General features: G+C 70.0%; 21 protein-coding genes. 7 read left to right on the top strand and 14 right to left on the bottom strand.

Annotated features, from left to right (window positions below; translation table 11 throughout):
• The first annotated feature begins 122 nt into the window (after positions 1 to 122).
• The gene (locus tag E1262_RS21545; protein ID WP_132105404.1) at positions 123 to 2,030 is read left to right on the top strand and encodes a polysaccharide lyase family protein; all 1,908 of its coding nucleotides are present in this window, start codon (positions 123 to 125) and stop codon (positions 2,028 to 2,030) included.
• 8 nt (positions 2,031 to 2,038) lie between these two features.
• Here the strand turns inward: E1262_RS21545 and E1262_RS21540 are convergent, their stop codons facing one another.
• The 4 genes from E1262_RS21540 to E1262_RS21525 are packed head-to-tail and all read right to left on the bottom strand — an operon-like array spanning position 2,039 to position 5,740.
• Entirely contained in the window at positions 2,039 to 2,614 is a 576-nt protein-coding gene (locus E1262_RS21540; RefSeq protein WP_132105402.1) for a YesL family protein, read from the bottom strand.
• Positions 2,611 to 3,495 carry a carbohydrate ABC transporter permease gene (locus E1262_RS21535; RefSeq protein ID WP_132105400.1) on the bottom strand — a complete coding sequence of 295 codons (885 nt, stop codon included), beginning with the start codon at positions 3,493 to 3,495 and terminating at the stop codon, positions 2,611 to 2,613. The genes E1262_RS21540 and E1262_RS21535 overlap by 4 nt, the downstream gene beginning before the upstream one ends.
• Positions 3,492 to 4,460 carry a carbohydrate ABC transporter permease gene (locus E1262_RS21530; RefSeq protein WP_132105398.1) on the bottom strand — a complete coding sequence of 323 codons (969 nt, stop codon included), beginning with the start codon at positions 4,458 to 4,460 and terminating at the stop codon, positions 3,492 to 3,494. The genes E1262_RS21535 and E1262_RS21530 overlap by 4 nt, the downstream gene beginning before the upstream one ends.
• Entirely contained in the window at positions 4,457 to 5,740 is a 1,284-nt protein-coding gene (locus E1262_RS21525; protein ID WP_203454153.1) for an ABC transporter substrate-binding protein, read from the bottom strand. Before E1262_RS21525 ends, E1262_RS21530 begins: the two co-directional genes overlap by 4 nt.
• 261 nt (positions 5,741 to 6,001) lie before the next feature.
• On the opposite strand from E1262_RS21525, the gene E1262_RS21520 reads away from it, so the two are divergent.
• On the top strand, positions 6,002 to 6,586 hold the full coding sequence (locus E1262_RS21520; RefSeq protein ID WP_132105396.1) for a class I SAM-dependent methyltransferase: 585 nt from the start codon (positions 6,002 to 6,004) through the stop codon (positions 6,584 to 6,586).
• Positions 6,587 to 6,697: 111 nt separating this feature from the next.
• Here E1262_RS21520 and E1262_RS30990 read toward each other — a convergent pair whose 3' ends face one another.
• The 5 genes from E1262_RS30990 to E1262_RS21490 form a co-directional block, all read right to left on the bottom strand.
• Positions 6,698 to 8,893 carry an ADP-dependent glucokinase/phosphofructokinase gene (locus E1262_RS30990; protein ID WP_203454152.1) on the bottom strand — a complete coding sequence of 732 codons (2,196 nt, stop codon included), beginning with the start codon at positions 8,891 to 8,893 and terminating at the stop codon, positions 6,698 to 6,700.
• Between the two features lie 11 nt (positions 8,894 to 8,904).
• On the bottom strand, positions 8,905 to 9,765 hold the full coding sequence (locus tag E1262_RS21505; protein WP_132105394.1) for a ketose-bisphosphate aldolase: 861 nt from the start codon (positions 9,763 to 9,765) through the stop codon (positions 8,905 to 8,907).
• Between the two features lie 55 nt (positions 9,766 to 9,820).
• Complete coding sequence (locus tag E1262_RS21500; protein ID WP_132105392.1) at positions 9,821 to 10,666, bottom strand: carbohydrate ABC transporter permease; 846 nt, start codon at positions 10,664 to 10,666, stop codon at positions 9,821 to 9,823.
• A 1-nt stretch (position 10,667) separates the two neighbouring features.
• Positions 10,668 to 11,618, bottom strand: a complete 951-nt coding sequence (locus E1262_RS21495; protein WP_203454151.1) for a carbohydrate ABC transporter permease — start codon at positions 11,616 to 11,618, stop codon at positions 10,668 to 10,670.
• Positions 11,619 to 11,689: 71 nt separating this feature from the next.
• The gene (locus E1262_RS21490) at positions 11,690 to 12,976 is read right to left on the bottom strand and encodes an ABC transporter substrate-binding protein (RefSeq protein ID WP_132105390.1); all 1,287 of its coding nucleotides are present in this window, start codon (positions 12,974 to 12,976) and stop codon (positions 11,690 to 11,692) included.
• Between the two features lie 186 nt (positions 12,977 to 13,162).
• On the opposite strand from E1262_RS21490, the gene E1262_RS21485 reads away from it, so the two are divergent.
• Positions 13,163 to 14,008, top strand: coding sequence for a DeoR/GlpR family DNA-binding transcription regulator (locus tag E1262_RS21485; protein ID WP_132105388.1), 846 nt, complete (start codon positions 13,163 to 13,165; stop codon positions 14,006 to 14,008).
• Positions 14,009 to 14,015: 7 nt separating this feature from the next.
• On the opposite strand, the gene E1262_RS21480 is transcribed toward E1262_RS21485, so the two are convergent.
• The 5 genes from E1262_RS21480 to E1262_RS21460 all read right to left on the bottom strand — a co-directional run bounded on the left by E1262_RS21480 (position 14,016) and on the right by E1262_RS21460 (position 18,958).
• Positions 14,016 to 14,312, bottom strand: coding sequence for a 4a-hydroxytetrahydrobiopterin dehydratase (locus E1262_RS21480; protein WP_132105386.1), 297 nt, complete (start codon positions 14,310 to 14,312; stop codon positions 14,016 to 14,018).
• Positions 14,313 to 15,097: 785 nt separating this feature from the next.
• Entirely contained in the window at positions 15,098 to 15,886 is a 789-nt protein-coding gene (locus E1262_RS21475; protein WP_132105384.1) for a succinate dehydrogenase/fumarate reductase iron-sulfur subunit, read from the bottom strand.
• 26 nt (positions 15,887 to 15,912) lie between these two features.
• Positions 15,913 to 17,739: a fumarate reductase/succinate dehydrogenase flavoprotein subunit gene (locus E1262_RS21470; protein WP_132105382.1), complete on the bottom strand. Its 1,827-nt coding sequence runs from the start codon at positions 17,737 to 17,739 to the stop codon at positions 15,913 to 15,915.
• Positions 17,740 to 17,755: 16 nt separating this feature from the next.
• Positions 17,756 to 18,553, bottom strand: a complete 798-nt coding sequence (locus tag E1262_RS21465; RefSeq protein ID WP_132105380.1) for a hypothetical protein — start codon at positions 18,551 to 18,553, stop codon at positions 17,756 to 17,758.
• Between the two features lie 117 nt (positions 18,554 to 18,670).
• Positions 18,671 to 18,958, bottom strand: coding sequence for a hypothetical protein (locus E1262_RS21460; RefSeq protein WP_132105378.1), 288 nt, complete (start codon positions 18,956 to 18,958; stop codon positions 18,671 to 18,673).
• 200 nt (positions 18,959 to 19,158) lie between these two features.
• On the opposite strand from E1262_RS21460, the gene E1262_RS21455 reads away from it, so the two are divergent.
• The 4 genes from E1262_RS21455 to E1262_RS21440 all read left to right on the top strand — a co-directional run bounded on the left by E1262_RS21455 (position 19,159) and on the right by E1262_RS21440 (position 24,620).
• On the top strand, positions 19,159 to 19,746 hold the full coding sequence (locus tag E1262_RS21455) for a winged helix-turn-helix domain-containing protein (protein ID WP_132105376.1): 588 nt from the start codon (positions 19,159 to 19,161) through the stop codon (positions 19,744 to 19,746).
• On the top strand, positions 19,743 to 20,969 hold the full coding sequence (locus E1262_RS21450; RefSeq protein WP_162606020.1) for an MFS transporter: 1,227 nt from the start codon (positions 19,743 to 19,745) through the stop codon (positions 20,967 to 20,969). Before E1262_RS21455 ends, E1262_RS21450 begins: the two co-directional genes overlap by 4 nt.
• Positions 20,970 to 21,152: 183 nt before the next feature.
• Complete coding sequence (locus E1262_RS21445; RefSeq protein ID WP_203454150.1) at positions 21,153 to 22,910, top strand: ABC transporter family substrate-binding protein; 1,758 nt, start codon at positions 21,153 to 21,155, stop codon at positions 22,908 to 22,910.
• 177 nt (positions 22,911 to 23,087) lie between these two features.
• Complete coding sequence (locus E1262_RS21440; protein ID WP_132105372.1) at positions 23,088 to 24,620, top strand: ABC transporter permease; 1,533 nt, start codon at positions 23,088 to 23,090, stop codon at positions 24,618 to 24,620.
• Positions 24,621 to 24,676 lie beyond the last annotated feature (56 nt).

Raw genomic sequence — 24,676 nt, 5'->3', positions numbered from 1 at the left:
GGGGCACTCGCCAGAGAATCGGCGGTAAAGATCGGCTGAATCATTGACCGGGCAGGGCTGCGATCGCTAGGCTCGCCGTACCCTTTTGAAACGTTTCGCCCGCTCGGCGAGGAGTTGACGGCATGCTCAAGCGCAGGGACTTCCTCAAAGCCGCCGCCGGTACGTCCGTTGCCGCCGGCACGTCCGTCGGGGCGGTGGCCGGCGCCGTGACGGCGTCCGCGTCGACCGGCTCGGCGGCGACGCTCACCGTCGAGGAGACCGAGAGCGGCATCAGCGTCGACAACGGGCCGGTGCAGCTCACCGTGAGCAAGACCTCGCCGGGCCGGCTGGTCGCGCTCACGTTCAACGGCCAGGACCTGCTCGGCGGCGGCCGCGGCAACTTCGACATGAACAACTCCCGCGAGGGCGATCCGGGGCCGCTGCCGCCGGCGCAGAACAGGTACGAGATCCGGCGCGGCGCCGACTTCGTCGACATCGCGTTCCGGTACAGCCCGACCGACGGCGGGCCGTTCTGGCTCGAGCGGCACCACATCGTCCGGGCCGGTGAGCCGGGCATCCACCTCGCGACGGTGTTCGACCACACCGCCGACCTGCATGGGTTCCGCTCCGCCCAGCACCGCTACGTGTTCTACCTCGACCCGCAGCTGTTCACGCACGTGAGCGTCGAGGACGACCCGATCGGCGACGCTTGGCGCGCAGACGCCGCCCTCCAGCCGACCCCGGAAGAGCTGGCGGCCGGTCCCGTCGTGATGGATGCCACCCACGACCTCGCCGGGGTGGCGACGGGCTACGCGCGTCGCTACTACACCAAGTACGACTGGGCGACGTACATGAAGGACCACGTCGTGCACGGCTGGTACGGCGCGACGCACGGCATCTGGGCCGTCACCCCGAACCTCGAGGCGTTCAGCGGCGGCCCGGTGCGTCAGGACCTCACGCTGCACCAGACGACGAGCCGGCCGGTGCTCCTGGTCGAGCCACACGCCACCCACTACGGTTCGCCGCCGGTGCGCGTCGCGGCCGGCGATACCTGGCAGAAGACCTACGGCCCGTACTTCGTCTACTTCAGCGAGGGCAACGACCCCGCTCAGGCCCGGGCCGACGCCCTGCGCTACGCCGACGTCGACGTGCATGCGGGGTTCTACGACCGGGTGGCGCTGCCCGGCTGGGAGCCGACGAGCCGGCGCTCGACGGTCCGTGGCACGGTGCGGATACCCGGCACGGGCCGGATGGACGGAGCGGTCGCGGTGCTCTCCGACGACGGCGTGGACGTCCAGGACAGCGCGCTCGGGTACAACTACTGGGCCGACACCGACGCCGGCGGCTCCTTCACGCTGCGGCACGTGCGCCCCGGCACCTACCGGCTGACGGTCTACCGGCCCGGCGTCTGGGGCGAGTACGTCCGCGACGGGGTCGTGGTCGGCGCCCGCCGCGACCTCGACCTCGGCCGGCTGACCTGGATCCCGCGCCACAACGGCCGGACGGTGTTCCAGATCGGTACGCCGAACCGCACGTCGGTGGAGTTCCGGCGCGGCCAGGAGTACCGGCAGTACGGCACCTGGAGCTTCTTCGCCGGCGACTTCCCGGACGGCGTCGTCTACACGGCGGGACGCAGCACCGACGAGGACTGGAACTACCTCCAGTTCGACCGGATCGACGGCGTGGACCAGGCGCCGTGGCGGATCGTGTTCGACCTCGACGACGCGCCGCGCGCCGGCTCGACGGCCACGCTGACGGTGGCGCTGGCCGCGTGGGCCATGGACACCGCCCGCGACATCCCGCCGTATCCCAGCAACCTCACCATCCGGGTCAACGGCGAGCCGTTCGTGTGGGTCTTCCAGCCCGACGACACCCGTGGCGCGACGTATCGCAGCTCGTGCGGTGGCCGGACGTTCCGCCGCGAGTTCCGGTTCGACGCCGCCCTGCTCCATCCGGAGGGCAACGAGATCGTCCTGCGGCTCAACGAGAACGCCCCCGACGAGGTAGCCACCCAGGCCGCCTACGACGCCATCCGGCTCGAGCTCGACTGACGGCGGCGTCACCGGCCGTGCGCCTCGACCGCCACGGCGGCGACGGCGAGCGGACCCAGCACCAGGAGCGCGGTGACCGGCACGGCGGCGGCGATGCCGGCCGCGCAGCCGGCCGCCAGCAGCAACAGCAGGTCCCCGCCGATGCCACCGGCCGCGCGCCGGGCGGCCTCGGCACCGACTGCGGGCCACGCGCGTCCCGGCCGCCACCCCGCCGCCGCTCGCAGCCCGAGCACGGCCGCCGCGGCCGTGCAGGCCACGAGCACGACCAGCAGAGCCGCGGCACCAGGGACGCCCGCGGCGACCGCGACCGCGTCCAGGCCCAGGACCCCGGCGACGGCCGGTGGGACGACGAACCCGAGCGGCCCGCTGCGCGCGACCTCGCGGAAAGTCCGCCAGAACGTGACCGGCCCCACGGACCGGTCCTGCTCCACCCGCCGGCGGATGGTCGCACACGCGGCGACGAAGCCCGGATAGGCGGTGAGGACCCCGGCCATCGCCACGGTCGCCAGGATTCCGGCCAGTAGGCAGTCGGCGAACAGCCCGAGCCGGCCGCCGGTCAGCGCAGCCGGGCGAGGCGTGCTCACGATCCGCCCAGTCCCGACGTGCTGACGCCCTCGACCAGCAGCCGCTGGAACGCGAGGAAGAACAGCACGACGGGCAGCAGGGTGAGCACCGACATGGCGAACATCGGTCCGTACGAGCTCTCGCTGGTCTGGTCGACGAACAGGCGCAGCGCCAGCGGCAACGTGTAGTTCTCCGGGCTGTTCAGGTAGATCAGCTGGGAGAGGAAGTCGTTCCAGGTCCAGATGAAGCTGAAGATGGCGGTCGTGACCAGCGCCGGCTTGGACAGCGGGAGGAAGACGTGCAGGAACGCGCGGATCGGCCCGCATCCGTCGATGCGCGCGGCCTGGCCCAGCTCCTCCGGCAGGTTGCGCATGAACTGCACCATCAGGAAGACGAAGAACGCCTCGGTCGCCAGGAACTTCGGCAGTACGAGCGGCCAGAACGTGTCGATCATGTTCAGCTCGTTGAAGATCGTGTACTGCGGGATGAGCACCACGTGCGTCGGCAGCATCAGGGTCGCGATCATGAACGCGAACAACGGCCCGCGCAGCGGGAACCGCAGCCGCGCGAACGCGTACGCCGCCAGCGCGCACGACACCACGTTGCCGGCCACGCACAGTCCGGCGACGATCAGCGAATTGGCGAAGAACCGCCAGACGCCGATCCCGGCGGAGCCCTCCAACGCCTCGGTGTAGTTGCTGAGGATGAACGTCTCCGGCAGAAGGCTCAGGCTGGACACGATCTCGCTCGCCGGCTTGAACGACATCGACAGCAGCCACAGCACCGGGTAGAGGAGCACCGCCAGCAGTGCCAGGCAGACCAGATGCCAGGTCAGCCGCCGCATCCTCCGCGACCGCTCCCGTCGAGGGCCGGGCCGCACCGTCACCGCCGTCGTGCTCATCGGCCGTCCCCCGCGTAGAAGACCCAGGACCGCGACGTCCGGAACAGGATCGCCGTCACGATCGCGATGGCCACCACCAGCAGCCAGGCCATCGCGGAGGCGTAGCCCATCTGGAAGTCCACGAACCCGCGCTGGTACAGGTAGAGCGTGTAGAAGAGGGTGGAGTCGCTGGGTCCGCCGCGTCCGCCGCTGACGATGAACGCCGAGGTGAACGCCTGGAACGCGTTGATCGTCTCGAGCACCAGGTTGAACAGGATGACCGGTGAGAGCATCGGCACCGTCACCGATACGAACGTGCGCCACCAGCCGGCACCGTCGACGGCGGCCGCGTCGTACAGCGTCGACGGGATCTGCTTGAGGCCGGCCAGGAAGATCACCATAGGCGCGCCGAACTGCCACACGGCGAGCAGGACGATGGCCATCAGCGCGTACTGGGGGTCGGTGGTCCAGCCGCCGGTCTCCCAGCCGAAGGCCGACGTGACCTGGCTGACCGGGCCGCCGTTATCGAAGATCACCCGCCACACCAGGGCGACCGCGACGCTGGCGCCGAGCAGCGAGGGCGCATAGAACGCGGCGCGGTAGAAGCTCTGCGCGCGGCTGGCCCGGTTCAGCAGCAAGGCCACCGCGAGGGCGGCGGCCAGCTTGAGCGGCGTGGAGATGACGACGTACTTCACCGTGACCCAGACCGAGGTGAGGAACCGGTCGTCCTCGGTGAACATCCGCCGGTAGTTGCCCAGGCCGATCCACTCGGGCGCGGTGAACAGGTCGTACTCGGTGAACGACAGGTACAGCGAGTACGCCATCGGACCGACGGTCAGCAGCAGCGCACCGGCCACCCATGGGCTCAGGAACAGGTAGCCGAAGCCGGCGCGCTCGCCGTACGGCTGCCGGCGCCGGGGTCGCTGCCGACCCGCCGGTGGGCCGGCCGCCGGGGCTTCCCGCGGCCGGCCGACGTCGACGCTCATTGCGCCAGGGCCTGCTCGGCCTCGCTCATGAACCGCTCCGCGGCCTCCTCGGGCGTCGTCGAACCGAAGATGACGTCGTCGTAGATCCGCTGGAACGCGGCCTTGACCGAGCCGGCGCCGCGCGGTGGCGGCGGCGGTGCGTCGGCGAGCTCGGGCAGGACGGCCTGCTCGAACTCGAAGGCCAGCTGCGGCGGTCCGGTGAGAGCCCCACCGACGGCCTCCCGGATGTCGGCGTTGGCGGGCATGCCGCGCGACGTACCGAGCAGCTCGCCGACTTCCGGGTCGTTGAGCAGGAAGTCGATGAACTGCGCCGCCTCCTCTGGGTGCTCGGAGCGCTGCGAGATGCAGATGAGCATGGACGGCTTGGCGTACTGGCCGAGCTCGCCGCTGTCGGACGGGAACGGCGCCAGGGCGAGCTCGCGTCCGTAGATCTCCCACGACTCCGCCGTCAGGCCGCTGTCGTAGTTGAACTCCGCCGCGCTGGTCTGCTTGGCCAGCGGGGAGTTGGCCTGGGAGCCGTCCATCGTGGCGGTCTCGTCGGCCGGCGTGACGATGCCGGCCTCGCGCAGCCCGTTGGTGAACGTCCAGTACTCAGCGACGTCCTCGGCGGTGTAGCCGAGCTCGCCGTCGTCGGTGTAGAGGGTCTTGCCGCGTTGCCGCAGCCACACCTCGAACCAGTCCTCGATCTGGCCGAAGTCGCTGATGGCGCTGATGCCGGTGGCCTCGGCGACCACCCGGCCGCCCGCCTCGAGGTCGGCCCACGTCCAGTCCGGTCCGGGGGCCTGCTCGCCGGCCGCCGCCCAGGCCGCCGGGTCGTAGAGCAGTGCCTGGGTGTTCTGGCTCATCGGGATGGCGTAGCTGACGCCGTCGATCTCGCCGGCGCTGAGCAGGCCCGGCGCCATGGCCGAGGTGTCGACGTCGTCGTCGCCGAACTCGCGCAGGACGTTGCGCTCGGCGTACTCCCGCACGTAGCGGTAGTCCATCTGCAGGATGTCCGGTGCGCTGCCGCCGGCGATCTGCGTGGCCATCCGCTCCCAGTAGGCGTCGAACTCCGAGAACGACGTCTCGATGGTGATGCCCGGGTGCTCCTCCTCGAACAGGTCGATGGCCTGCTCGGTCAGCTCCGCGCGGTCGGCGTTGCCCCACCAGGTGAAGTGCAGCGTGACGTCCTCGTCCTCGCCGCCGCTGGTGCTGTCGCCGCCGCAGGCGGCCGTGACGGTCAGGAGCGCGGCCACTGCCGCCATGGCCGCACGACGCCGGCCGGGTCGAGTCGAGAGCATCGTTGCTTCCTCCGGTGCAGTGCCTGGCTCACGCATGGGGCGAAAGATCGGACGTGTGACGCTCACCTTGCCAGGGTGCCGCGAAGGGTGTCAATAACGTTTCAATCGCGCCGTACCGAGCTGGCATGGCCTCCCGAAGGCGAGGATGTAAGCGCTTGCCCGCAGCAGCAGGGTTCTCGCTGGTCGAGCCCCAGAACGGAGATTAGTCAGATGTCTGGCCGCGGCTGCCTCCGGCCGGACCGCGCCGCATACAGTGGCTCCATGGCCAAGCCGACGCGGTGGCTTTCCGAGACCAAAGAGGGCCACTCGCAGTGGTACATCCAGCGGTTCCGCAAGCTCGCGGCCGACGGCGCCGACCTCACCGGTGAGGCCCGTCTGGTCGACGCGATGCTGCCGCGCGGCGCCCGGGTGCTCGACGCCGGCTGCGGCACCGGCCGCATCGCGGCGGCCCTGCACGAACGCGGGCACACCGTCGTCGGCGTCGACGTCGACCCGGCGCTGATCGAGGCCGCCCGGACGGACCATCCGGGGCCGCGGTACCTCGTCGGCGACCTGAGCGAGCTGGACCTCGGCGAGGCGTTCGACGCCGCAGTGCTGGCCGGCAACGTCATGGTGTTCGTCGCGCCGGGGACGGAGACCGAGGTGCTGCGGCGGGTGGGCGCGCACGTCGTGCCGGACGGCTTCGTCGTCGCGGGCTTCCACGTGAACCGGAACCTCGCGCTGGCCGACTTCGACCGGTACGCCGAGGAGGCCGGGCTGCGGCTGGAGCACCGGTTCGCCACCTGGGACCTGCGCGCCTGGCACGACGACGCCGACTTCGCGGTCAGCGTGCTGCGACACCGCTGACCGGTCGGAGTGCCGAGTCCGAACCGGGACCTTGACACCAGCGCTGTCGGCGCTGGTGTCGCCACGCCGCAACGATGACCGGCCGTGAGCCGGGTGGTTGGGCACGGCCGGTCAGGCCGGCGGGCGGCAGAGCAGCACCTCCAGCCCGGCGGCCCGCTCCAGCCGGGCCGGCCCCGCGGCGTACGGCACCAGCACCGTGGTGCCGGCGCTCACCGGCAGCCGCGCACCGCCGCCGGTCACCAGCTCGGCCGTGCCGGCCACGACCACCAGGACGGCGAAACCGGCGTCCCACGCGACGTCGCCGCGGTACCGCTCGGCCCGGAAGAACCCGGCCGCCCCCGGCAGGAGGTCGCCGACGGTGCCGGCGTCGGCCGTCCGGAGCGCATCGGCCTCGGCCCGGGTCAGCCCGCGATGGTCGACCGCGGCGAGCGCCGCCGGATAGCCCAAGCTCAGATGCCCCGTGCCGGGACCGTCGATCGCATAGCCGTCCCACTCCAGCAGGATGGACAGGTCGGCCGGCTCCTGCAGCTCGACGAGGAAGGCCCCCGCGCCGATGGCGTGCGGCTGCCCGGCCGGCACGAGCACCGCGTCGCCGCGCTCCAGCCGCAGGACGTGCATCGCGGCTAGCATCGCGTCGGCGTCCTGGCGCTCCACCCAGCCGGCCAGCTCGTCGGCGCCCACGTCGCGGCTCCAGCCCAGCCGGACCTCGGCCGGCTCCAGCATCACCCACGCCTCGGTCTTGCCGTGGCCGGTGTGCAAGTGCTCGCGGGCGAACGGGGCGTCCGGGTGCACGTGCACCGGCAGCCGCTCCCCGGCGTCGAGCAGCTTGACCAGCACCGCGGTGTCCGCGCCGTACGTGGCGACGTGCTTCGGCCCGAGCCACCACTCGGGGTCGGCCGCGACGGCGTTGGCCAGCAGCCGGCCGTCCGGCAACCGGGTCAGCCCGGCCTCGCCCTGACCGTGCACCGACGTCGTCGACGCGACCCAGTCCTCCGGCTCGCGGCCCGCACCCGGCGGAGTGCCTCGGAACCGGGCGATCCGCGCCCCGCCGCGGTAGAACCGCTCGGCCGGCTGGTTGGCCGGCAGCACCACCGGCACGGCGGGCGCGCCGGACGCGGCGGCCCGGTCGGCCAGCGCGGCGAGGAAGCCGCCGACGAACGTGTCGCCCAGGCCGATGCTGGTCGGGGCGGACGTGTCCAGCACGTACGCCGGCACCCCGGCGGCCGCCGAGCCGAACGCCGTCCGTACCGCCTCGACCACCGCCACGCCGCCCGGGTGCGCCGGGTGCGCCGCGACCGCACGGTGGTCGGCCGCCGTCAGCACGTCGCCGGCCAGGTAGCGGGCGCTGGCCAGCGTGATTCCGCCGCGCAGCGCGCCCTCGAAGCGGCTCGCGTCGGCGCCGAGCGCTACCGACCAGTACCTCGTGTGCACGACGACGACCGGTGCGGGCACGACCCCCGTGAGCGCCCGCAGCGCGTCCACCACCGCGGACGGATCGAGCAGGTCGACGGCATGCCCGAGGCGCTCGCCCAGCTCGTCCTCGTTCATCGAGTACACGTCGGCCAGCTCCAGCACGCCGGCCCGGGCGGCCGCCGCGATCTCCGTCACGTGGTAGCCGGCATCCTCGTAGAACGTCAGCGCGCCGGCCGGCAGCCGCTCGGTCGCCGCGCGCAGCTCGCCCAGCCGGTCGTCCAGCACCGCCGGGTCCTGGATCGAGTTGAGCCCGGAGATCAGGAACACGTCGGCCCGGCTCAGCGCGTCGCCGAGGCCCGGGTGCAGCCGCAGCTCCCGGTTCGGCGGGTCGTGCACGTAGATGAGCCGGTTCGCGTGCGGGGCGTGCAGATCCAGGTCGCCGGCCCGGACCCGGGAGCCGGCCGGGTACTGGACGATCAGGTGCGGGTCGAGCGAGTCGGCGTCGGCGCTGCACAGGTAGTCGACGGACGGCGGCAGCAGTCGGCGCACGTGGTCGTCGATGCTGACCAGGTGCACCGTGCTGCCGATGCCGACCGCCGCCAGCCCCAGCGCGGCACGCACGCAGGTCCCGCCCAGCGTGATCCGGGTGTCGAACCGGGCGGCCAGGCCGGTGACGATGTCGGACGAGGCGACGAAGCGCTCCCCGCCGGTACCATCGCGGACGAACGCCAGCAGCGTGACCAGCAGCGACCGCTCGCTGTCCACCGGGATCGCGGTGGACAGCTCCGCGGCGCGGATGTCGTGCTCGACGACCAGCCGCTCGATGGTGGCGGCGTCCCAGGCGATCTCGTAGTCGACGGTCCCGCCCAGGCCGAGCACCAGCCGTTCGGTCATGAACAGTGGCCTCAGTAGAGCGCGGCCTTGCCGGCGGCGTCGAACAGGTCGATCTTCTGCGCGGCGACCACCTTCATCGCGTCGATGGCCGGCGGCTGGATCGTGTTCGGCTCGCGCAGTGCGGTGTCCGCCAGCACCTCGCGCAGCTTCTCGTGGTAGGCGACCTTGATGTCCGACGAGATGTTGATCTTGTTGATGCCCAGCTTGACCGACTGCGCGATTTCGTCGTCGGGATTGCCGGAGCCGCCGTGCAGCACCAGCGGCACGTCGATCTTCGCGGCGATGTCCTGGAGCAGGTCCAGCTTGAGCTCGGGCTTCATGTGCGCCGGGTAGATGCCGTGGCTGGTGCCGATCGCGACTGCCAGCGAGTCCACGCCGGTCTCGGCGACGAACGTGACGGCGTCGTCGGGGTCCGTGTAGATGATGGAGTCGGTGCCGTCCTCGGCCTCGGCGTCGGTCTTGCCGATCGTGCCCAGCTCGCCCTCCACCGAGATGCCGAGCGCGTGCGCGGCCTCGACAGCCCGCTTGGTGATGGCGATGTTCAACTCGAAGGGCAGCGTCGAGCCGTCGATCATCACCGACGTGAACCCGGTCCGGATCGCCAGCAGGATCTGCTCGTACGTGGTGCCGTGGTCGAAGTGGATCGCCACCGGGACGGTCGACCGGTGTGCCCGGGCGGTGATCGATTCCATGATGTCGACGCCGGTGTGCCGCAGCTCGTCCGGGTGGATCGCGACGATGAGCGGCGCCTGCTTCTCCTCGCTGATCTCGACGATGCCGTTGAACATCGCGTAGTCACTGATGTTGAACGCGGGCACGGCGAAGTCGTTGTCGTGCGCCACGGCGAGCAGGTCTCGGCCATTCACCAGCATGTTCAAGTTCTCCTCGGGTCGTTCTCGGTGGTGTGCGTTCTCGTCGGAAAGGGGGTCAGATCTTCACGGCGCCGGCACTCATACCTCCGATGAAGAACCGTTGGAAGAAGAGGAAGAGCAGCAGGATGGGAACGCAGCCGAGGACGCTCATCGCCATCATCTCGTTCCACTCGTACGAGTGCTGACCCATGAGCAGCTGGATGCCGATGGGAACGGTGCGCATGTCCTCGGTGCGGGTCAGCGTCAACGCGAACAGGAACTCGTTCCACGCGATCATGAAGGTGTAGAGCCCCACCGACACCAGGCCGGGCACTGAGATCGGCACGAGAATGCGCCACAACGCCGTCAGCGGCCCCGCGCCGTCGACCTTGACGGCCTCGTCCAGTTCCTTCGGCAGCGTGTTGAAATAGCCGGTCATCATGATGATCGCGTAGGGCAGCGTGAACACCAGATAGGTGAGGATCAGCCCCGGATAGGTGTTGTAGAGGCCGAGCGTCACCATGAGCCCGAAATAGGGGATCAGCAGGGTGATCGGCGGCACCGCCTGCACGCTGATGACGACGACGTTGAGCACCCGCTTGAGCGGGAAGTCGTACCGGCTGAACGCGTACGCGGCGAAGATCGCCACCACCAGCGTCAGCACCACGACCGACAGGCCGATGACGTAGCTGTTGAGGAAGAAGCGCAGCTTGGCCGGATCGGTGAGGATCGTCGTGTACGCGTCCAGCGAGAAGTTGTCGGTGATGAGCCGCGGCGGGTACTCGAAGATCTCGCTGTTCGACTTGAACGAGCTCAGCGCCATCCAGAGCACCGGCAGCCCGGCGAACAGCGCGCCGAGCACGAGGCCGGCGTAGACGCCGGTCCGCTTGAGGCCGCGGCGGCGGACGTTGGGCAGGTCCATGTCAATCCCGCACTCTCTGATGCCTGACGTAGAAGAAGGCCAGCACCATCGACAGGACGAGGATGATGACCGCGCTGGTGGAGGCCATCGAGAACTCGTACTTGCTGAATGCCAGCTTGTAGGTGAAGGTGCTGAGCATCTCGGTGACGTTGATCGGCCCGCCGCCGGTGGTCATCCAGATCAGCGCGAACTGCTGCGTCGTCCAGATGAAGTCGAGCAGCGCCATGCTGATGATGATCGGCTTGAGCTGCGGAATGGTGACGTGCCAGAACTGCTTCACCGCACTGGCGCCGTCGACCCGGGCCGCCTCGTAGAGGTCCTTCGGGATACCTTGCAGCCCGGCCAGCAGGCTGATCATGAAGAACGGGTAGCCGCACCAGATGTTGATGAACGTGACGGCATGCAGGGCGGTGTCGGGGTCGGCCAGCCACTCGACGTTGCCGTCGATGAAGCCGGCGACGTCCAGGAGGTAGTTCACGACGCCGTTGGGGTTGAGCAGCAGCCGCCAGAGCACGGCCACGATGGCGATCGTGAACAGCCACGGCAGCACGTAGATCATCCGGAACAGCGCCTTGGCCCAGCGTCCGACGAACGCACTGTTGAGCAGCAGCGCGAACGCCAGCCCCAGGACGAGGTGGGCGAGCACGCTGACGCCGGTGAAGTACAGCGTGTTGCGGATCGCCGTGTGGAACACCGGGTCCGTGACGACCTCGACGTAGTTGTCCAGCCCGACGGACTCCGAGTTCCTGGTGGTGATGACGTTGTCCATCAGCGAGTAGCCGATGACCATGACGATCGGCAGCACCATCAGCGCGACCAGCAGCAGCACGGTCGGCAGCAGGTACAGATAGGGCGTCAGCGACCGCCGCAGGCGCCCGGGCCGAGGGCCGGGACGGCGGGCGTCGCGCCCGCCGTCGCCGGTCTCGGCCGGTCGAAGGGTCAGCTGGGACAAGGCAACCGTCTCCTGGGGTGCGGCCACGCCGGACCGGGGGCGTCAGGTCCGGCGTGACCTGGAACGTGGCGTCAGAACTCTTCTTGCCAGCGGCTCTGCGCCGTCTCGAGGGCGTCGTCGACCGACTGATCGCCATCCAGCGTCCGCTGCAGCTCCTCGCCGAACATGCGCATCAGCTCCTCGGCGACCGGGAGGCCGGTGAACTCGTTGGCCGGGTAGCCGCTCTGGTAGATGTCGAAGGCCGCGGTGAACAGCTCGTCGCCCTCAACGAAGTCAGGCACCGACGCGGTGTTGCCGGGGAACGCGTTGGCCAGCGTCGACAGCTCCGCGTTGACGTCCTCGGAGAGCAGGAACTCGACCAGCTTCCAGGCCTCCTCCTTGTGCTCGCTGTTCTCGGCGACGCCGATGCCCCACGACGCGTAGGGGATGCCCCGCTCGCCGGTGTAGGAGTCCTCGGCCGGGATGGCGGAGATGCTGAAGTCCAGGTCCGGGTTCGCCTCGCGGATCGTGTTGACGTGCGCGAGCGAGCTGATCACCATGCCGACCCGGCCGTTGGTGAACTCCTCGACCTTGTCCTGCTCCTTCATCGTGAACGCGCCCGGCGCGATGGCGCCGTCGTCCCACAGCCCCTCGACGTACTCGACCGCGCTCTTGACGTCGTCGTTGGTGAGGTCGGGCTGGCCGTCGGCGAGCATGCTGCCACCGGAGGCCCAGACCCACGACATGACGTCGTTCTGGACCCCGTTCGGCGTCTCCAACGAGAGCGGGAGCGCCCAGCCGCTGACGTTGTCGCCCAGCCCGGACAGCGCCGTGGCGGCGGCCTGGAACTCGGTGCGGTTGGTGGGCGGGGCGGTGATGCCGGCCTGCGCGAGCAGGTCGTTGTTGGTGAAGAGCGGGTAGACGAAGTTGACCACCGGGATCATGTACGTCGCGCCCTCGAGTTGGACCTGCGAGGCCAGCGCGCTGTCGTCGTAGCCGGCCTCGTCCATGAGATCGGTAAGACTGGCGATCGAGCCCTGGTCGACGAAGTCGCTCACCCAGGCGCCGTCCAGGCCGACGACGTCGGACATGGTGCCGGCGGCGGCGCCGGCGACGACCTGCTCCTTCGTCGACGCGTACGGCCCGCTGAGCAGCTCGACCCGGATGCCGGGGTTCTCCTCCTCGAACCGGTCCATGAGCGCGCGCAGCGACCCGTCGGGCAGCTCGGGCTCCCACCACTGGCTGAACTCCAGGGTGACCTCGCCGCCGGCCTCGTCGTCGCCGGAGTCGCCACCGCCACCGCACGCTGCGGTCAGCGCGATGGCCGATGCACCGAGGACGGCGAAGACCCGCCGTCTCGCGATGGCGCCGTTGCTCATCTCGTCACTCTCCTTCGAGTTCTGTATGCGAGATAGTGCGACTTACTGCAGGTTTCTGCTGGTGTCGGGACACTAGCTCCGACAGCGTCGCACGTCAAGGGCGTGCCTGGCGAGTCTGGCGCAACGTATATGTGCGTGATCATGCTGCATCTCGCGCGTTTTGCGGTTCTGTGCTAGAAATCTCGCATGGCCGCGCAGACACCCACCGGAGCCGACGCGACCGGCCAGCCCCGCCGACTGCCCGCCGGGCGCAAGGCCGCGCTGGCGTCCTACGTGTCCGAGGTCGGGCAGGTCACGGTCGCGCAGCTGGCCGAGCGCTTCGACGTCTCCCTCGATACCATCCGGCGCGACCTCGACCAGCTCGACTCCGAGGGCGTGCTCATCCGCACGCACGGCGGCGCCGTCAGCCCGTCCGCCATCCCGCGGCCCGACACCGGCCTCGACGTGCGCATGCGCATGCAGGCGTCGGCGAAGGAGCAGATCGGCGCGGTGGCCGCCGGGCTGATCACCGACGGCGCCGCGGTCATCATCAACGCCGGCACCACCACGCTCGCCGTCGTGCGGCACCTGCGCGACCAGCGCGACCTCACCATCGCGACGAACAGCCTGCAGCTGCCGGCGGAGATCTCCCCGGAGGTCGTCCGCGACCTCTACGTGTTCGGCGGCCAGGTCAGGTTCAGCGCGCAGGCCACTGTCGGCCCGGTCAGCTTCCAGCGCATGTCACCCGGTGACGACCTGCAGATCCAGTGCGACCTCGCGCTGGTGGCCGTCGGCGCGGTCGACGCCGGCAGCGGCTACACGACCAGCAACCTCGGCGAGGCCACGATGATGGCCGAGATGATGGACCGCGCCTCACGGGTCGCGGTGCTGGCCGACTCCTCCAAGTTCGGCCGGCGGCTGTTCGCCCGGGTGGCCGAGCTGAGCCGGGCCGACTACCTCATCACCGACGCCGTCCCGCCGCCGGCGCTTGGCCGGGCGCTCGAGGAGGCCGGCGTGAAGGTCCTCGTGGCCGGCGACGACGCCCGGACCTGAGTGCCGGTCAGCGGGCGCCGTGCCGGGCGGCGATCTCGTCGATCCTGCCCGCGAGGTCGACGTCCTTCTGGGTCACGCCGCCCTCGGAGTGCGTGGCCAGCGTGAACGTCAGCGAGCGCCAGCGGATGTCGATGTCCGGGTGGTGGTCGGCCGCCTCGGCCGCCTCCGCCACGTCGTCGACGATCCGGATCCCGGTGGGAAAGTCCGGCGCCTTGACGCCGCGCGTGATGGCCGAGGCGTCGCCGGACCAGCCGGGCAGCTCCGCCAGGGCCGCCCGGACGCCGTCGTCACCGAGCAAAGTCATCGATCCACCTCCGGCGAAATGATCACGTCAAGTTGGTGTGTTCCCGCTTCACCAAGCATGCACTCCTGGGGAAGCGGTGAGTCGCCTGCCTAGCCTGATCATTTCAGGCTCCCCGACCGATCCGTGGTCCTTCTCACCTGTGGGTCGCCGCGGTGGATGACGACGATCGGGGTGTCGCGGGTTGGCGGCGTGCTGGTGCCGGCGTGGTGGGCCGTCCCCCTGCCGCCCGATCGTCTCGGCCGCGGACCCGCGCCTCAGACCGGGTACGACTTGATCATGGAGAAGGTCGGCTCTGCAGTCGCGGGAAACCCGACCCTTCTCCGTGATCGACTCGGTGGCGGCGGAGTGAGCCGCCATGGGGCAGCGCATCCAGGCGCTGCCCGCTGCGGCGGCCGGGCGTCCGTGCCCGGGGGCCGGTGATGGCCGCGGAGGTGTTGACATGAGCGCCAACTGTTGGCGCTGGTGTCAACACGCCCGGGTCGTGTTCGGTGCCCTGGCCGGGTCGGCCAGGCCCGCGGGCGCGGCCGACGCCGTGACGACGGCGATGTCGCCGTGCCGATCACCCGACCTCGCCCGTGACCGCCAGATCCTCATGATCAGTGACGCCATCATCGGCAGTTTCAATGAGCCGACCAACGGGCGCTTCGCCCCGACGGGGATCGGCTTGACCCGCACGCCGACGGCCAAGGGCGCTTTCAGTGTGAGCCGCCATTCTCTTGCCACGAACGCGCGCCTCGACCACGACCGACCCCACGGGCCCACGGATCGGGTCGGAGAGCATCATTTCATTCCGCCCGCCCCTGCGGCACCTGCGCCTCCGGCAGTTGGTCGCGGCGGAAGATCTTCCGGCCCAGCCAGGTGACCGGGTCGAAGGACCGGTCGACGACGCGCTCCTTCATCGGGATGATCGCGTTGTCGGTGATGTGGATGCCCTCCGGGCACACCTCGGTGCAGCACTTGGTGATGTTGCACAGCCCGATGCCGGCCTGCTCGCGGGCGAGCGCCCGGCGGTCGTTGGTGTCCAGCGGGTGCATCTCGAGCTCTGCGTAGCGCAGGAAGAACCGCGGGCCGGAGAAGGCCGGCTTGTTCTCCTCGTGATCACGGATGACGTGACACACGTTCTGGCACAAGAAGCACTCGATGCACTTGCGGAACTCCTGGCCGCGCTCGACGTCGACCTGCTGCATGCGGTACTGGCCGTCGGCCGGCCGCGGCTCCGGCGCGAACGCCGGGACCGTCTCGGCGACGCGGTAGTTGTACGACACGTCGGTGACGAGGTCGCGAACCACCGGGAAGGTGCGCAGCGGCGTCACCGTCACCGTCTCGCCCGGCTCGAACGTCGAGAGCCGGGTCATGCAGGCCAGCCGCGGCTTGCCGTTGATCTCGGTGCTGCACGAGCCGCACTTGCCGGCCTTGCAGTTCCACCGCACCGCGAGGTCGCCGGACTGCGTCGCCTGGATGCGGTGCAGCGCGTCGAGGACCACCTCGCCCTCTTCGACGGGGACGGTGTAGTCCACCAGGTCCCCGCCGGTGGCATCGCCGCGCCACACCTTCATCTTCAGGTCGTATCCCACTTCACGCCTCCTCGGCGGTCACATCTCTAGTTGAAGAGCTCGCGCAGGTCGTCGGGCATCTGGGGGAGCGGCTCGCGGGTGATGCCGACGCCGTCGCCGTCGAGGCGGCAGTGCAGGTTGACCTTGCCCCAGGAGTCGTCGGTGGCGGGGTAGTCGTCGCGCGTGTGCCCGCCGCGGCTCTCCGTTCTCTCCAGCGCCGCCCGCGCGATGCACTCGCTGACGCGCAGCATGTTGTGCAGGTCCAGTGCCAGGTGCCAGCCCGGGTTGTACTGCCGGTGCCCCTCGACGCTGAGCCGGGTGATCCGCTCGCGCAGCGCGGCCAGGTCCGTCAGCGCCTGCTTCATCTCGTCGGCGGTCCGGATGATGCCGACGAGGTTGTGCATGACCTCCTGCAGGTCTTGCTGGACGGTGTACGGGTTCTCGCCGCCCTCGATGCCGAACGGCGCCAGCGCGTGCTCGGAGGCCGCGCGGATCTCCTCGTCGCCGATCGTCGGCCGCTCGCCTCGCCGGCCCGCCGCGTAAGCCGCGTTGAGCCCCGTCCGCCGGCCGAAGACCAGCAGGTCGGACAGCGAGTTGCCGCCCAGGCGGTTGGCGCCGTGCATGCCGCCGGCCACCTCGCCGGCGGCGTACAGGCCCGGGACGGCCGACTCGCCGGTGTCGGGGTCGACCGCCACGCCGCCCATGACGTAGTGGCAGGTCGGGCCGACCTCCATCGGCTCCGCCGTGATGTCGACGTCGGCCAGCTCCTTGAACTGGTGGTACATCGAGGGCAGCCGGCGGCGGATGTACTCGGGCGTGCGGCGCGAGGCGATGTCGAGGAACACGCCGCCGTGCGGTGACCCGCGACCGGCCTTGACCTCGGCGTTGATGGCCCGGGCGACCTCGTCGCGGGGGAGCAGCTCCGGTGGCCGGCGGTTGTTCGTCTTGTCCTCGTACCAGCGGTCGGCCTCCTCCTCGGAGTCCGCCGTCTCGGCCTTGAAGAACTCGGGGATGTAGTCGAACATGAACCGGCGGCCCTCGCTGTTGCGCAGCACGCCGCCGTCGCCGCGGACCGACTCGGTGACCAGGATCCCCTTCACCGACGGCGGCCAGACCATGCCGGTCGGGTGGAACTGGACGAACTCCATGTTCACCAGGCTCGCGCCGGCCTCCAGCGCCAGTGCGTGGCCGTCACCGGTGTACTCCCACGAGTTCGACGTCACCTTGTACGACTTGCCGATGCCGCCGGTGGCCAGCACGACCGACGGCGCCTCGAACGCGATGAACCGGCCGGACTCGCGCCAGTAGCCGAACGCTCCGCTGATGCGGCCGGCGCCGGCCGAAACACGCTTCTCAGTTGAGGCCGCAGATGTGGAGGTGAAGAGCTTGGTGATCGTGCACTCCATGAACACCTCGATGCCGAGAGCCACGGCGCGCTGCTGCAGCGTGCGGATGAGCTCGAGGCCGGTGCGGTCGCCGACGTGCGCCAGCCGCGCGTACCGGTGGCCACCGAAGTCGCGCTGGGAGATCAGGCCGTCGGGGGTGCGGTCGAACAGCGCGCCCCACTCCTCGAGCTCGCGGACGCGGTCGGGCGCCTCCTGCGCGTGCAGCTGCGCCATCCGCCAGTGGTTGAGCATCTTCCCGCCACGCATGGTGTCACGGAAGTGCACCTTCCAGTTGTCCTCTTTCCACACGTTCGCCATGGCGGCGGCGATGCCGCCCTCGGCCATGACGGTGTGCGCCTTGCCCAGCAGCGACTTGCAGACGATGCCGACCTTCGCGCCCGCGTCGTGGGCCGCGATGGCCGCCCGCAGCCCGGCGCCGCCGGCGCCGACCACGAGCACGTCGAAGCTGTGGCGTTCGATTTCAGCCATGGTGTCGCTCTGCTCCTCAGAAGAACCGCGGGTCGGACCAGGTGCCGGACGCGACCATCCAGATGTAGAAGTCGGTGAAGGCCACCCAGACCAGGGACACCCACGCCAGCTGCGCATGCCGGCCGTTGAGCAGCGACACCATCCCCCAGGCGCGGTACCGCACCGGGTGCTTGGAGAAGTTGCGCAGGCGGCCGCCGATGATGTGCCGGCACGAGTGGCACGACAGGCTGTACAGCCCCAGCAGCACCGCATTGACCACGAGGATCAACGTGCCCAGACCCATGTGGCCCCATTCGCCCTCGGGCGATTTGAACGCCATCACCGCGTCGTAGGTCAGCAGCACGTTGTACGCCAGCGCCAGGTAGAGGGCGTAGCGGTGGATGTTCTGCAGAATCAGCGGGAACCGGGCCTCACCGGTGTAGCGGCGGTGCGGCTCACCGACGGCGCAGGCCGGCGGCGACATCCAGAACGAGCGGTAGTACGCCTTGCGGTAGTAGTAGCAGGTCAGCCGCAGGCTCAGCGGGATGATCAGGATCAGCACCGCCGGCGACAGAGCCCACCAGTCGCCCACCCAGGTGCCCAGGTGACTGGAGCCCTCCACGCACTCGGTGGTGACGCACGGCGAGTAGAACGGCGTCAGGTACGGCTCGGCGAAGTAGTGCTCGCCGACGAAGGCCCGATAGGTGGCGTAGACCACGAAGGCGAGCAGCACCAGCGCGGTGAACGTGGGGTACAGCCACCAGCGGTCCGTCCGCAGGGTGCGGGCTGCGATGCGGGCCCGGGTCGGAGACTTGATTCCGGTAGGGGCGGCCATCTCTTCTGAATGCTCATTTCATCGGGGACTGGCGTCAGACCTTGCGGTCGGCTGCCATCGCTTCAAAGAACGGGGGACGGGGACGGAAGCGGCCTCACGTGGCGGCGGAGGGACCGGTCATGGAGCCCGCCGGTCCGGGGCGCCGAGGCCCTCGTCCTCGGCGCCGGCCCACATGCTCGGGTCGTACGGCTCGTCGGGCACGATCTCCAGCTGCCGGACCTGATGCGGCCGATGGCCTGGCTGGGGTTCGCCGAGTTCGGCGAGGTCGTCGCCGAGCCGGGCCACGTCGCTGACCAGCCGCCGGACGCCGAGGGTGTCGCCGTAATGGAGGCGCAGGGCGGCCACCGCCGCGTCGAGCGCGGACACGGCCTCGGCCACTGCGGCCCGGCTCTCGGATACTCCCATCACTGCCTCCCGCGAGCGTCGGCGGTCGCGATAGGCCGCAGCCTGGCACGGGAGCGTCCGCGAATCCAGGGGTTGCCTGCGATGGGATGAACATCACACGGCCGCACCCTTGATTTTCCGGACGATCTCGTTTTCAAAATAGCATCCGCCATGCAAAGGGATGGTTGCAAAGAAGTGTTGGTACGCGTTACGGTGCGGGCATGCCGGAGGCTCCGCGACGCCACATCGACGCGACCACGCTGCGTGGTCTCGCGCACCCGTTGCGCGTCCAGCTCTATGACGCGCTGGTCACGTTCGGCCCGGCCACGGCGACCATGCTGGCCGGGCGGTTCGGCGAGAGCACCGGGTCGACCAGCTACCACCTGCGCCAGCTCGCCAAGCACGGTTTCGTCGAGGAGGACCCCGGGCGCGGCGCCGGCCGCGAGCGGTACTGGCGCGCCTATCCCGGCGGCAGCCAGCTCGACAGCTACGAGCTGGCCGAGGGCGGCAGCGGCGAGGCCGCCAGCCTGGTCGTCGGCGAGCTCCAGCGGGCGCAGTCGGCCCGGCTCGAGCACTGGCTGTCCGTCGGCTACCTCCAGGTCCCGCGCGAGTGGGGCCAGGCCACCATCAACTCGACGGCGCACCTGCGGCTGCTGCCCGACGAGCTGGCCAGCCTCGGCGCCGAGCTGACCGCCGTTCTCGACGCCTGGCACGAGCGGGTCGACAGCCGCGAGCCCGGCGCCGACGACGCCCGCATCGTCGAGGTGCAGATCCACACCTTCCCGGTCGCCGCCCAGGACGTGCCGTGACGGTCGCCGCGCCGCCGGCACGCGGGCTCGGCCCGGCGTTCACCCGGCTGTGGGGCGCCGCTGGCGGCAGCAACCTGTCAGACGGCGTCGCCGCGACGGCCGCCCCGCTGCTGGCGGCCGCGCTGACCCGCGATCCCGTCGTCATCTCTCTGGTCGGCGTGGCGCAGTTCCTGCCGTGGCTGCTGTTCGGCGTGCTGTCCGGCAGCGTCGTCGACCGGTTCGACCGGCGCAGGGTGGCGGCGGTCGCCTGTGGTGTCCGGGCGGTGGTCGCCGCCGTGGTGTGCCTGCTCGTCGCCGCCGACGCGATGGTCATCGCGGTGCTCATCGCCGCGGTGTTCGTGTTCGGCGTGTTCGAGACGATGGCCGACGGGGCGTTGCAGGCGATGGTGCCGTCGGTGGCCGGGCGCGACCGGCTGGTCCGGGCGAACAGCCGGTTCCAGGCCACCGAGGTCGTCGCGCAGAACTTCGTCGCCGCGCCTTTGGCCGGCGTGCTGTTCGCGGTGGCGGCGGCGCTGCCGTTCATCGTGCACTCCGCCGGCTATGTGCTCGCCGCCGTCCTCGTCCTGACGCTGCCGCTCAGCGCCGCCCGGCCGCCGCGAGCCGACGGTGAGCCGAAGGAGCCGCTGACGCGGCGGTCGCTGGCCGAGGGGATCCGGTTCCTCGCCGGCCACCCGGTGCTGCGCCGGCTGTGGGCCGTCAACGTCGTTCTCGCGGTGTTCAACGCGCTGGCCCAGGCGGTCTTCGTCCTCTATGTACTGGACCAGCTCGGCCTGCCCGACGCCGTGTACGGCGTGTTCGCCATGGCCGCGGCGTTGGGTGCGCTGCTCGGCGCGTTGATCGTGCCCCGGCCGGTCCGGCGGTTCGGCCGCGGCCCGGTGATGGTCGCCTCCGTACTGGTCACGGGTGCGTCGTACGCGCTGTGCGGGTTCGTGCCGCACGCCGTGGCTGCCAGTGTCGCCATGGTCACCGTCGGCGCCAGCGTCTCGGCGTGGAATGTCGTCAGCGTCACCATCCGTCAGGAACTGGTGCCGAGCCGGCTGCTCGGCCGCGTGCACGGGGCGTGGCGCACTCTCGGCTGGGGGCTGATGCCGGTCGGCACGTTCGCCGGCGGCCTGCTCGGCGCCGTCGACCTGCGGCTGCCATTCATTGTCGGCGGAATCGGCATCGCCGCTGCGGGACTGGGAGTGAGCCGGCCGCTTTCCGTCCTGTCCAAGAAGGATTAGACAGGAGAATTTCCGGGAACGTTCGTGTCCGATCCGTTGTGATTTCGTAGCCTGCCGCCCTAGTTGGGTTGCAGGTCAGTAACAGCGCGCCCTGCCGCCTTGTGTGTACGTCAGTAGCGGTGATGGTCTTAGCCACACTCTCATTCTGCGATCCTTGCGATCCGACACACGAGGAGTCAGACCTTGACCACCAAGCGCAGGGGTATGGCGGTATTCGCCGTGCTCACGGCAGGGGCGCTGGCGCTCTCTGCATGTGGCGGCGACGACGACAACAACGGCTCCGGGAGCGGCGAAACCGAGTCCCCGGGCGGCTCGTCGGGCGGCCCCATCACGGTCGCGTCCGACGCGGAGTTCACGTCCTACAACCTCAACTCCGAGACCGGCAACGGCACGTGGAACACGTTCGTCATGAACGGTGTCGTCGACGGCTGGTGGGACTTCGGCCCGCAGGGCGAGATCATCCGCAACGAGGCCTTCGGCACCTACGAGGTGACCTCTGAGGACCCCCTCACGGTGCACTACACGTTCGCCGAGAACGCCACGTGGTCGGACGGCACGCCGATCGACTGTGACGACGCCCTGCTCGAGTGGGCGACCCAGTCCGGTCAGTACATCACCGACCAGGTCGGCGAGGACGGCCAGCCGATCCCGCTGTTCGCGGTCCCAGGCACCACCGGTTACGACCTCGTGGCCAAGCCGGAGTGCCAGCCGGGCGACAAGGAGTTCGACTTCGTCTACTCCGAGCCGTTCGCCGACTGGGAGGTCGTCACCAGCGGTTACCTGCCCGCGCACGTCGTGGCCGAGCAGGCCGGCATGACGCCGGAGGACCTTGTCGCCGCGATCCAGAACGACGACATGGCGGCGCTGGCCCCGGTCGCGGAGTTCTGGAACAGCGGCTGGGACATGGAGCCGGGCGCGCTGCTCGACCAGGCCCTGATCCCGTCGTCGGGCCCGTACGTGATCGACAGCTGGGAGGCCGGCCAGTCGCTGACGCTGGTCGCCAACGAGAACTACTACGGCGACCCGCCGGCCACCGACACCATCGTCATCCGGTTCATCCAGCAGGACCAGCAGGTCCAGGCGCTGGCCAACGGCGAGGTGGACGTCATCGCCCCGCAGGTGAACGTGGACCTCGTGGCGTCACTGGAACAGCTCGGCGACCAGGTCACGGTCATCACCGGTGACGAGATGACGTGGGAGCACCTCGACTTCAACCAGACCGAGGGCGCGCTCTTCTCCGACCCGAACCTGCGCCAGGCGTTCGCGATGTGCGTGCCGCGCCAGCAGATCGTCGACAACCTGATCAAGCCGGCGAACCCCGAAGCGGTCGTCATGAACCTGCGCGAGTTCTTCCCGTGGGACCCCGAGTACGACCAGGTCGTGGGCGAGGCCTACGGCGGCGAGTACGACGAGCCCGACATCGAGGGCGCGGCGGCGCTGATCGAGGCGGCCGGCCTCACCGGTACCCAGGTCCGCATCCTGCGATCCGACCCGAACCCGCGGCGCGCCGACACGGTCGCGGCCATCAAGGCCTCCTGCGACCAGGCCGGCTTCGAGATCATCGACACCCCGACGCAGGACCTCGGCGCCGGTATCGTCGACGTGACCAGCTACGACGTCGCGCTGTTCGCCTGGGCCGGTTCCGGTGTCATGACCTCCGGGGCCTCGCTCTACCGCACCAACGAGGGCCAGAACCCGTACGGGTACTCGAACGCGACGGTCGACGAGGCCTGGACCGAGCTGATCGTCACGGTCGACGAGGCCCGGCAGACCGAGCTGCTGACCACGATCGAGACCGAGCTCTGGAACGACCTGTTCAGCATCCCGCTGTACGCGCACCCGGGCGTCACCGCCCACAACCCCGCCATCGAGGGTGTCCAGCAGAACGCCGCCCAGACCCAGGTGTCGTTCAACATGGAAGAGTGGACGCGCACGTCCTGACCGTTTCGCCGGTCCGGCCGGGAACCCCGGCCGGACCGGCCCGATGGTGCGGGCCAGGGGCTTCGTCGCCCCTGGCCCGACCCTTGCACCGCGTTCCCGTCGTACCCTGACGGGCGATGGTGCGGACCTGACGAGGGTTGGTTCTGATCTGATGACTGTCGACGGGCTGGTGTAACCATGCTGGTCTTCATCGTGCGCAGGGTGATCGTCTCGTTCTTCATCCTGCTGGCCGCGACGTTCGTGATGTACATGCTCACCGCGAACGCCGGTAATCCGCTGCAGGACCTGCAGGAGTCGCGGGCGCCGAACCGCGACGCGCTCATCGAGGCCCGTATCCGGCTGCTCAACCTGGACACGCCGGCGCCGCTGCGGTACTTCATCTGGCTCAAGGGCGCCGCCGGTTGCCTGGCGCCGTTCGTCTTCGAGTGCGACCTCGGCCAGAGCATCCAGGGCCAGGACGTCAGTGCGCTGCTCAGCGTCGCGTTCACGCAGACCCTGCAGCTGGTCATCGCCGCCACCGTGCTGGCGATGGTGCTGGGCATCACCGTCGGCATCGTCACCGCGCTGCGCCAGTACAGCGGCCTGGACTACAGCGTCACGTTCAGCGCCTTCCTCTTCTTCTCGCTGCCGATCTTCTGGGTCGCGGTGCTGCTCAAGGAGTACGGTGCGATCCGGTTCAACGACTGGCTGGCCGATCCGTCCATCCCCCTCGGAGTGGCGGTGGTCCTCGGGATCGTCAGCGGGCTGTTCTGGATGATCGTCATCTCCGGCGACCGCACCAGACGCCTCACGACCTTCGCCGCGGCGTTCGTGGCCTCCGCGGGCGCGCTGTGGCTGCTGTCGGAGACCCAGTGGTTCGCCGACCCCGGGCTCGGCATCGTCGTCATCACGGTCACGGCCGCCGGGCTGGCGTTCCTGACCACCGCGGTGGTGGCCGGGTTCACCTACCGCAACGTGCTCTACGCGGCCCTGGCGTCGGCCGGAGTCGGCATCGTCTGCCACTTCGCGCTGAACTCGGTCCTCGACGACCCCAGCGGACTGACCATCGTCCTGCTCGCGCTGCTCACCATCGCCGTCGGCCTGGGCCTCGGCTACGGCCTGGGCGGGCTGCAGCGCCGGCAGGCCATGCAGGCCGCCGTTCTCACCGGCCTCGGCACCGGCGCGCTGCTCTTCCTCGACCGGCTGCTCGGCGCCTGGGACACCTATTCTGACCGGGTCGGCGGCCGCGTCATCGCCACCATCGGCGCGCGCACCCCGAACTTCGAGGGCACGTTCTGGGAGCAGGGCCTGGATCGCGCCACCCACCTGATCCTGCCCACCATCGCGATCGTGCTGATCTCGTTCGCCACCTACACCCGGTACACGCGCTCGAGCATGCTCGAGGTGCTGAACCAGGACTACGTGCGCACGGCCCGGTCCAAGGGCCTCGCCGAGCGTGGCGTCATCGTCAAGCACGCGTTCCGCAACGCGATGATCCCGATCACGACGCTCATGGCCTTCGACTTCGCCGGCGTGCTCAGCGGCGCCGTCATCACCGAGAACGTGTTCGGCTGGACCGGCCTGGGCAAGCTCTTCGTCGACTCCCTGGCGCGCGTCGACCCGAACCCGGTCATGGGGTTCTTCCTGATCGCCGGCACTGCCGCGGTGCTGTTCAACATGCTGGCCGACATCGCATACGCGTTCCTCGATCCGCGCATCCGGTTGTCGTGAGGAGGACGAAACGATGAGCAACCCCACGACTCCCGACCCGGGCCCCACCCCGGCCG

It is taken from the genome of Jiangella aurantiaca, from assembly GCF_004349105.1.
Classification (GTDB): Bacteria; Actinomycetota; Actinomycetes; order Jiangellales; family Jiangellaceae; genus Jiangella; species Jiangella aurantiaca.
This window is presented reverse-complemented; position numbering and strand designations above follow the sequence as displayed.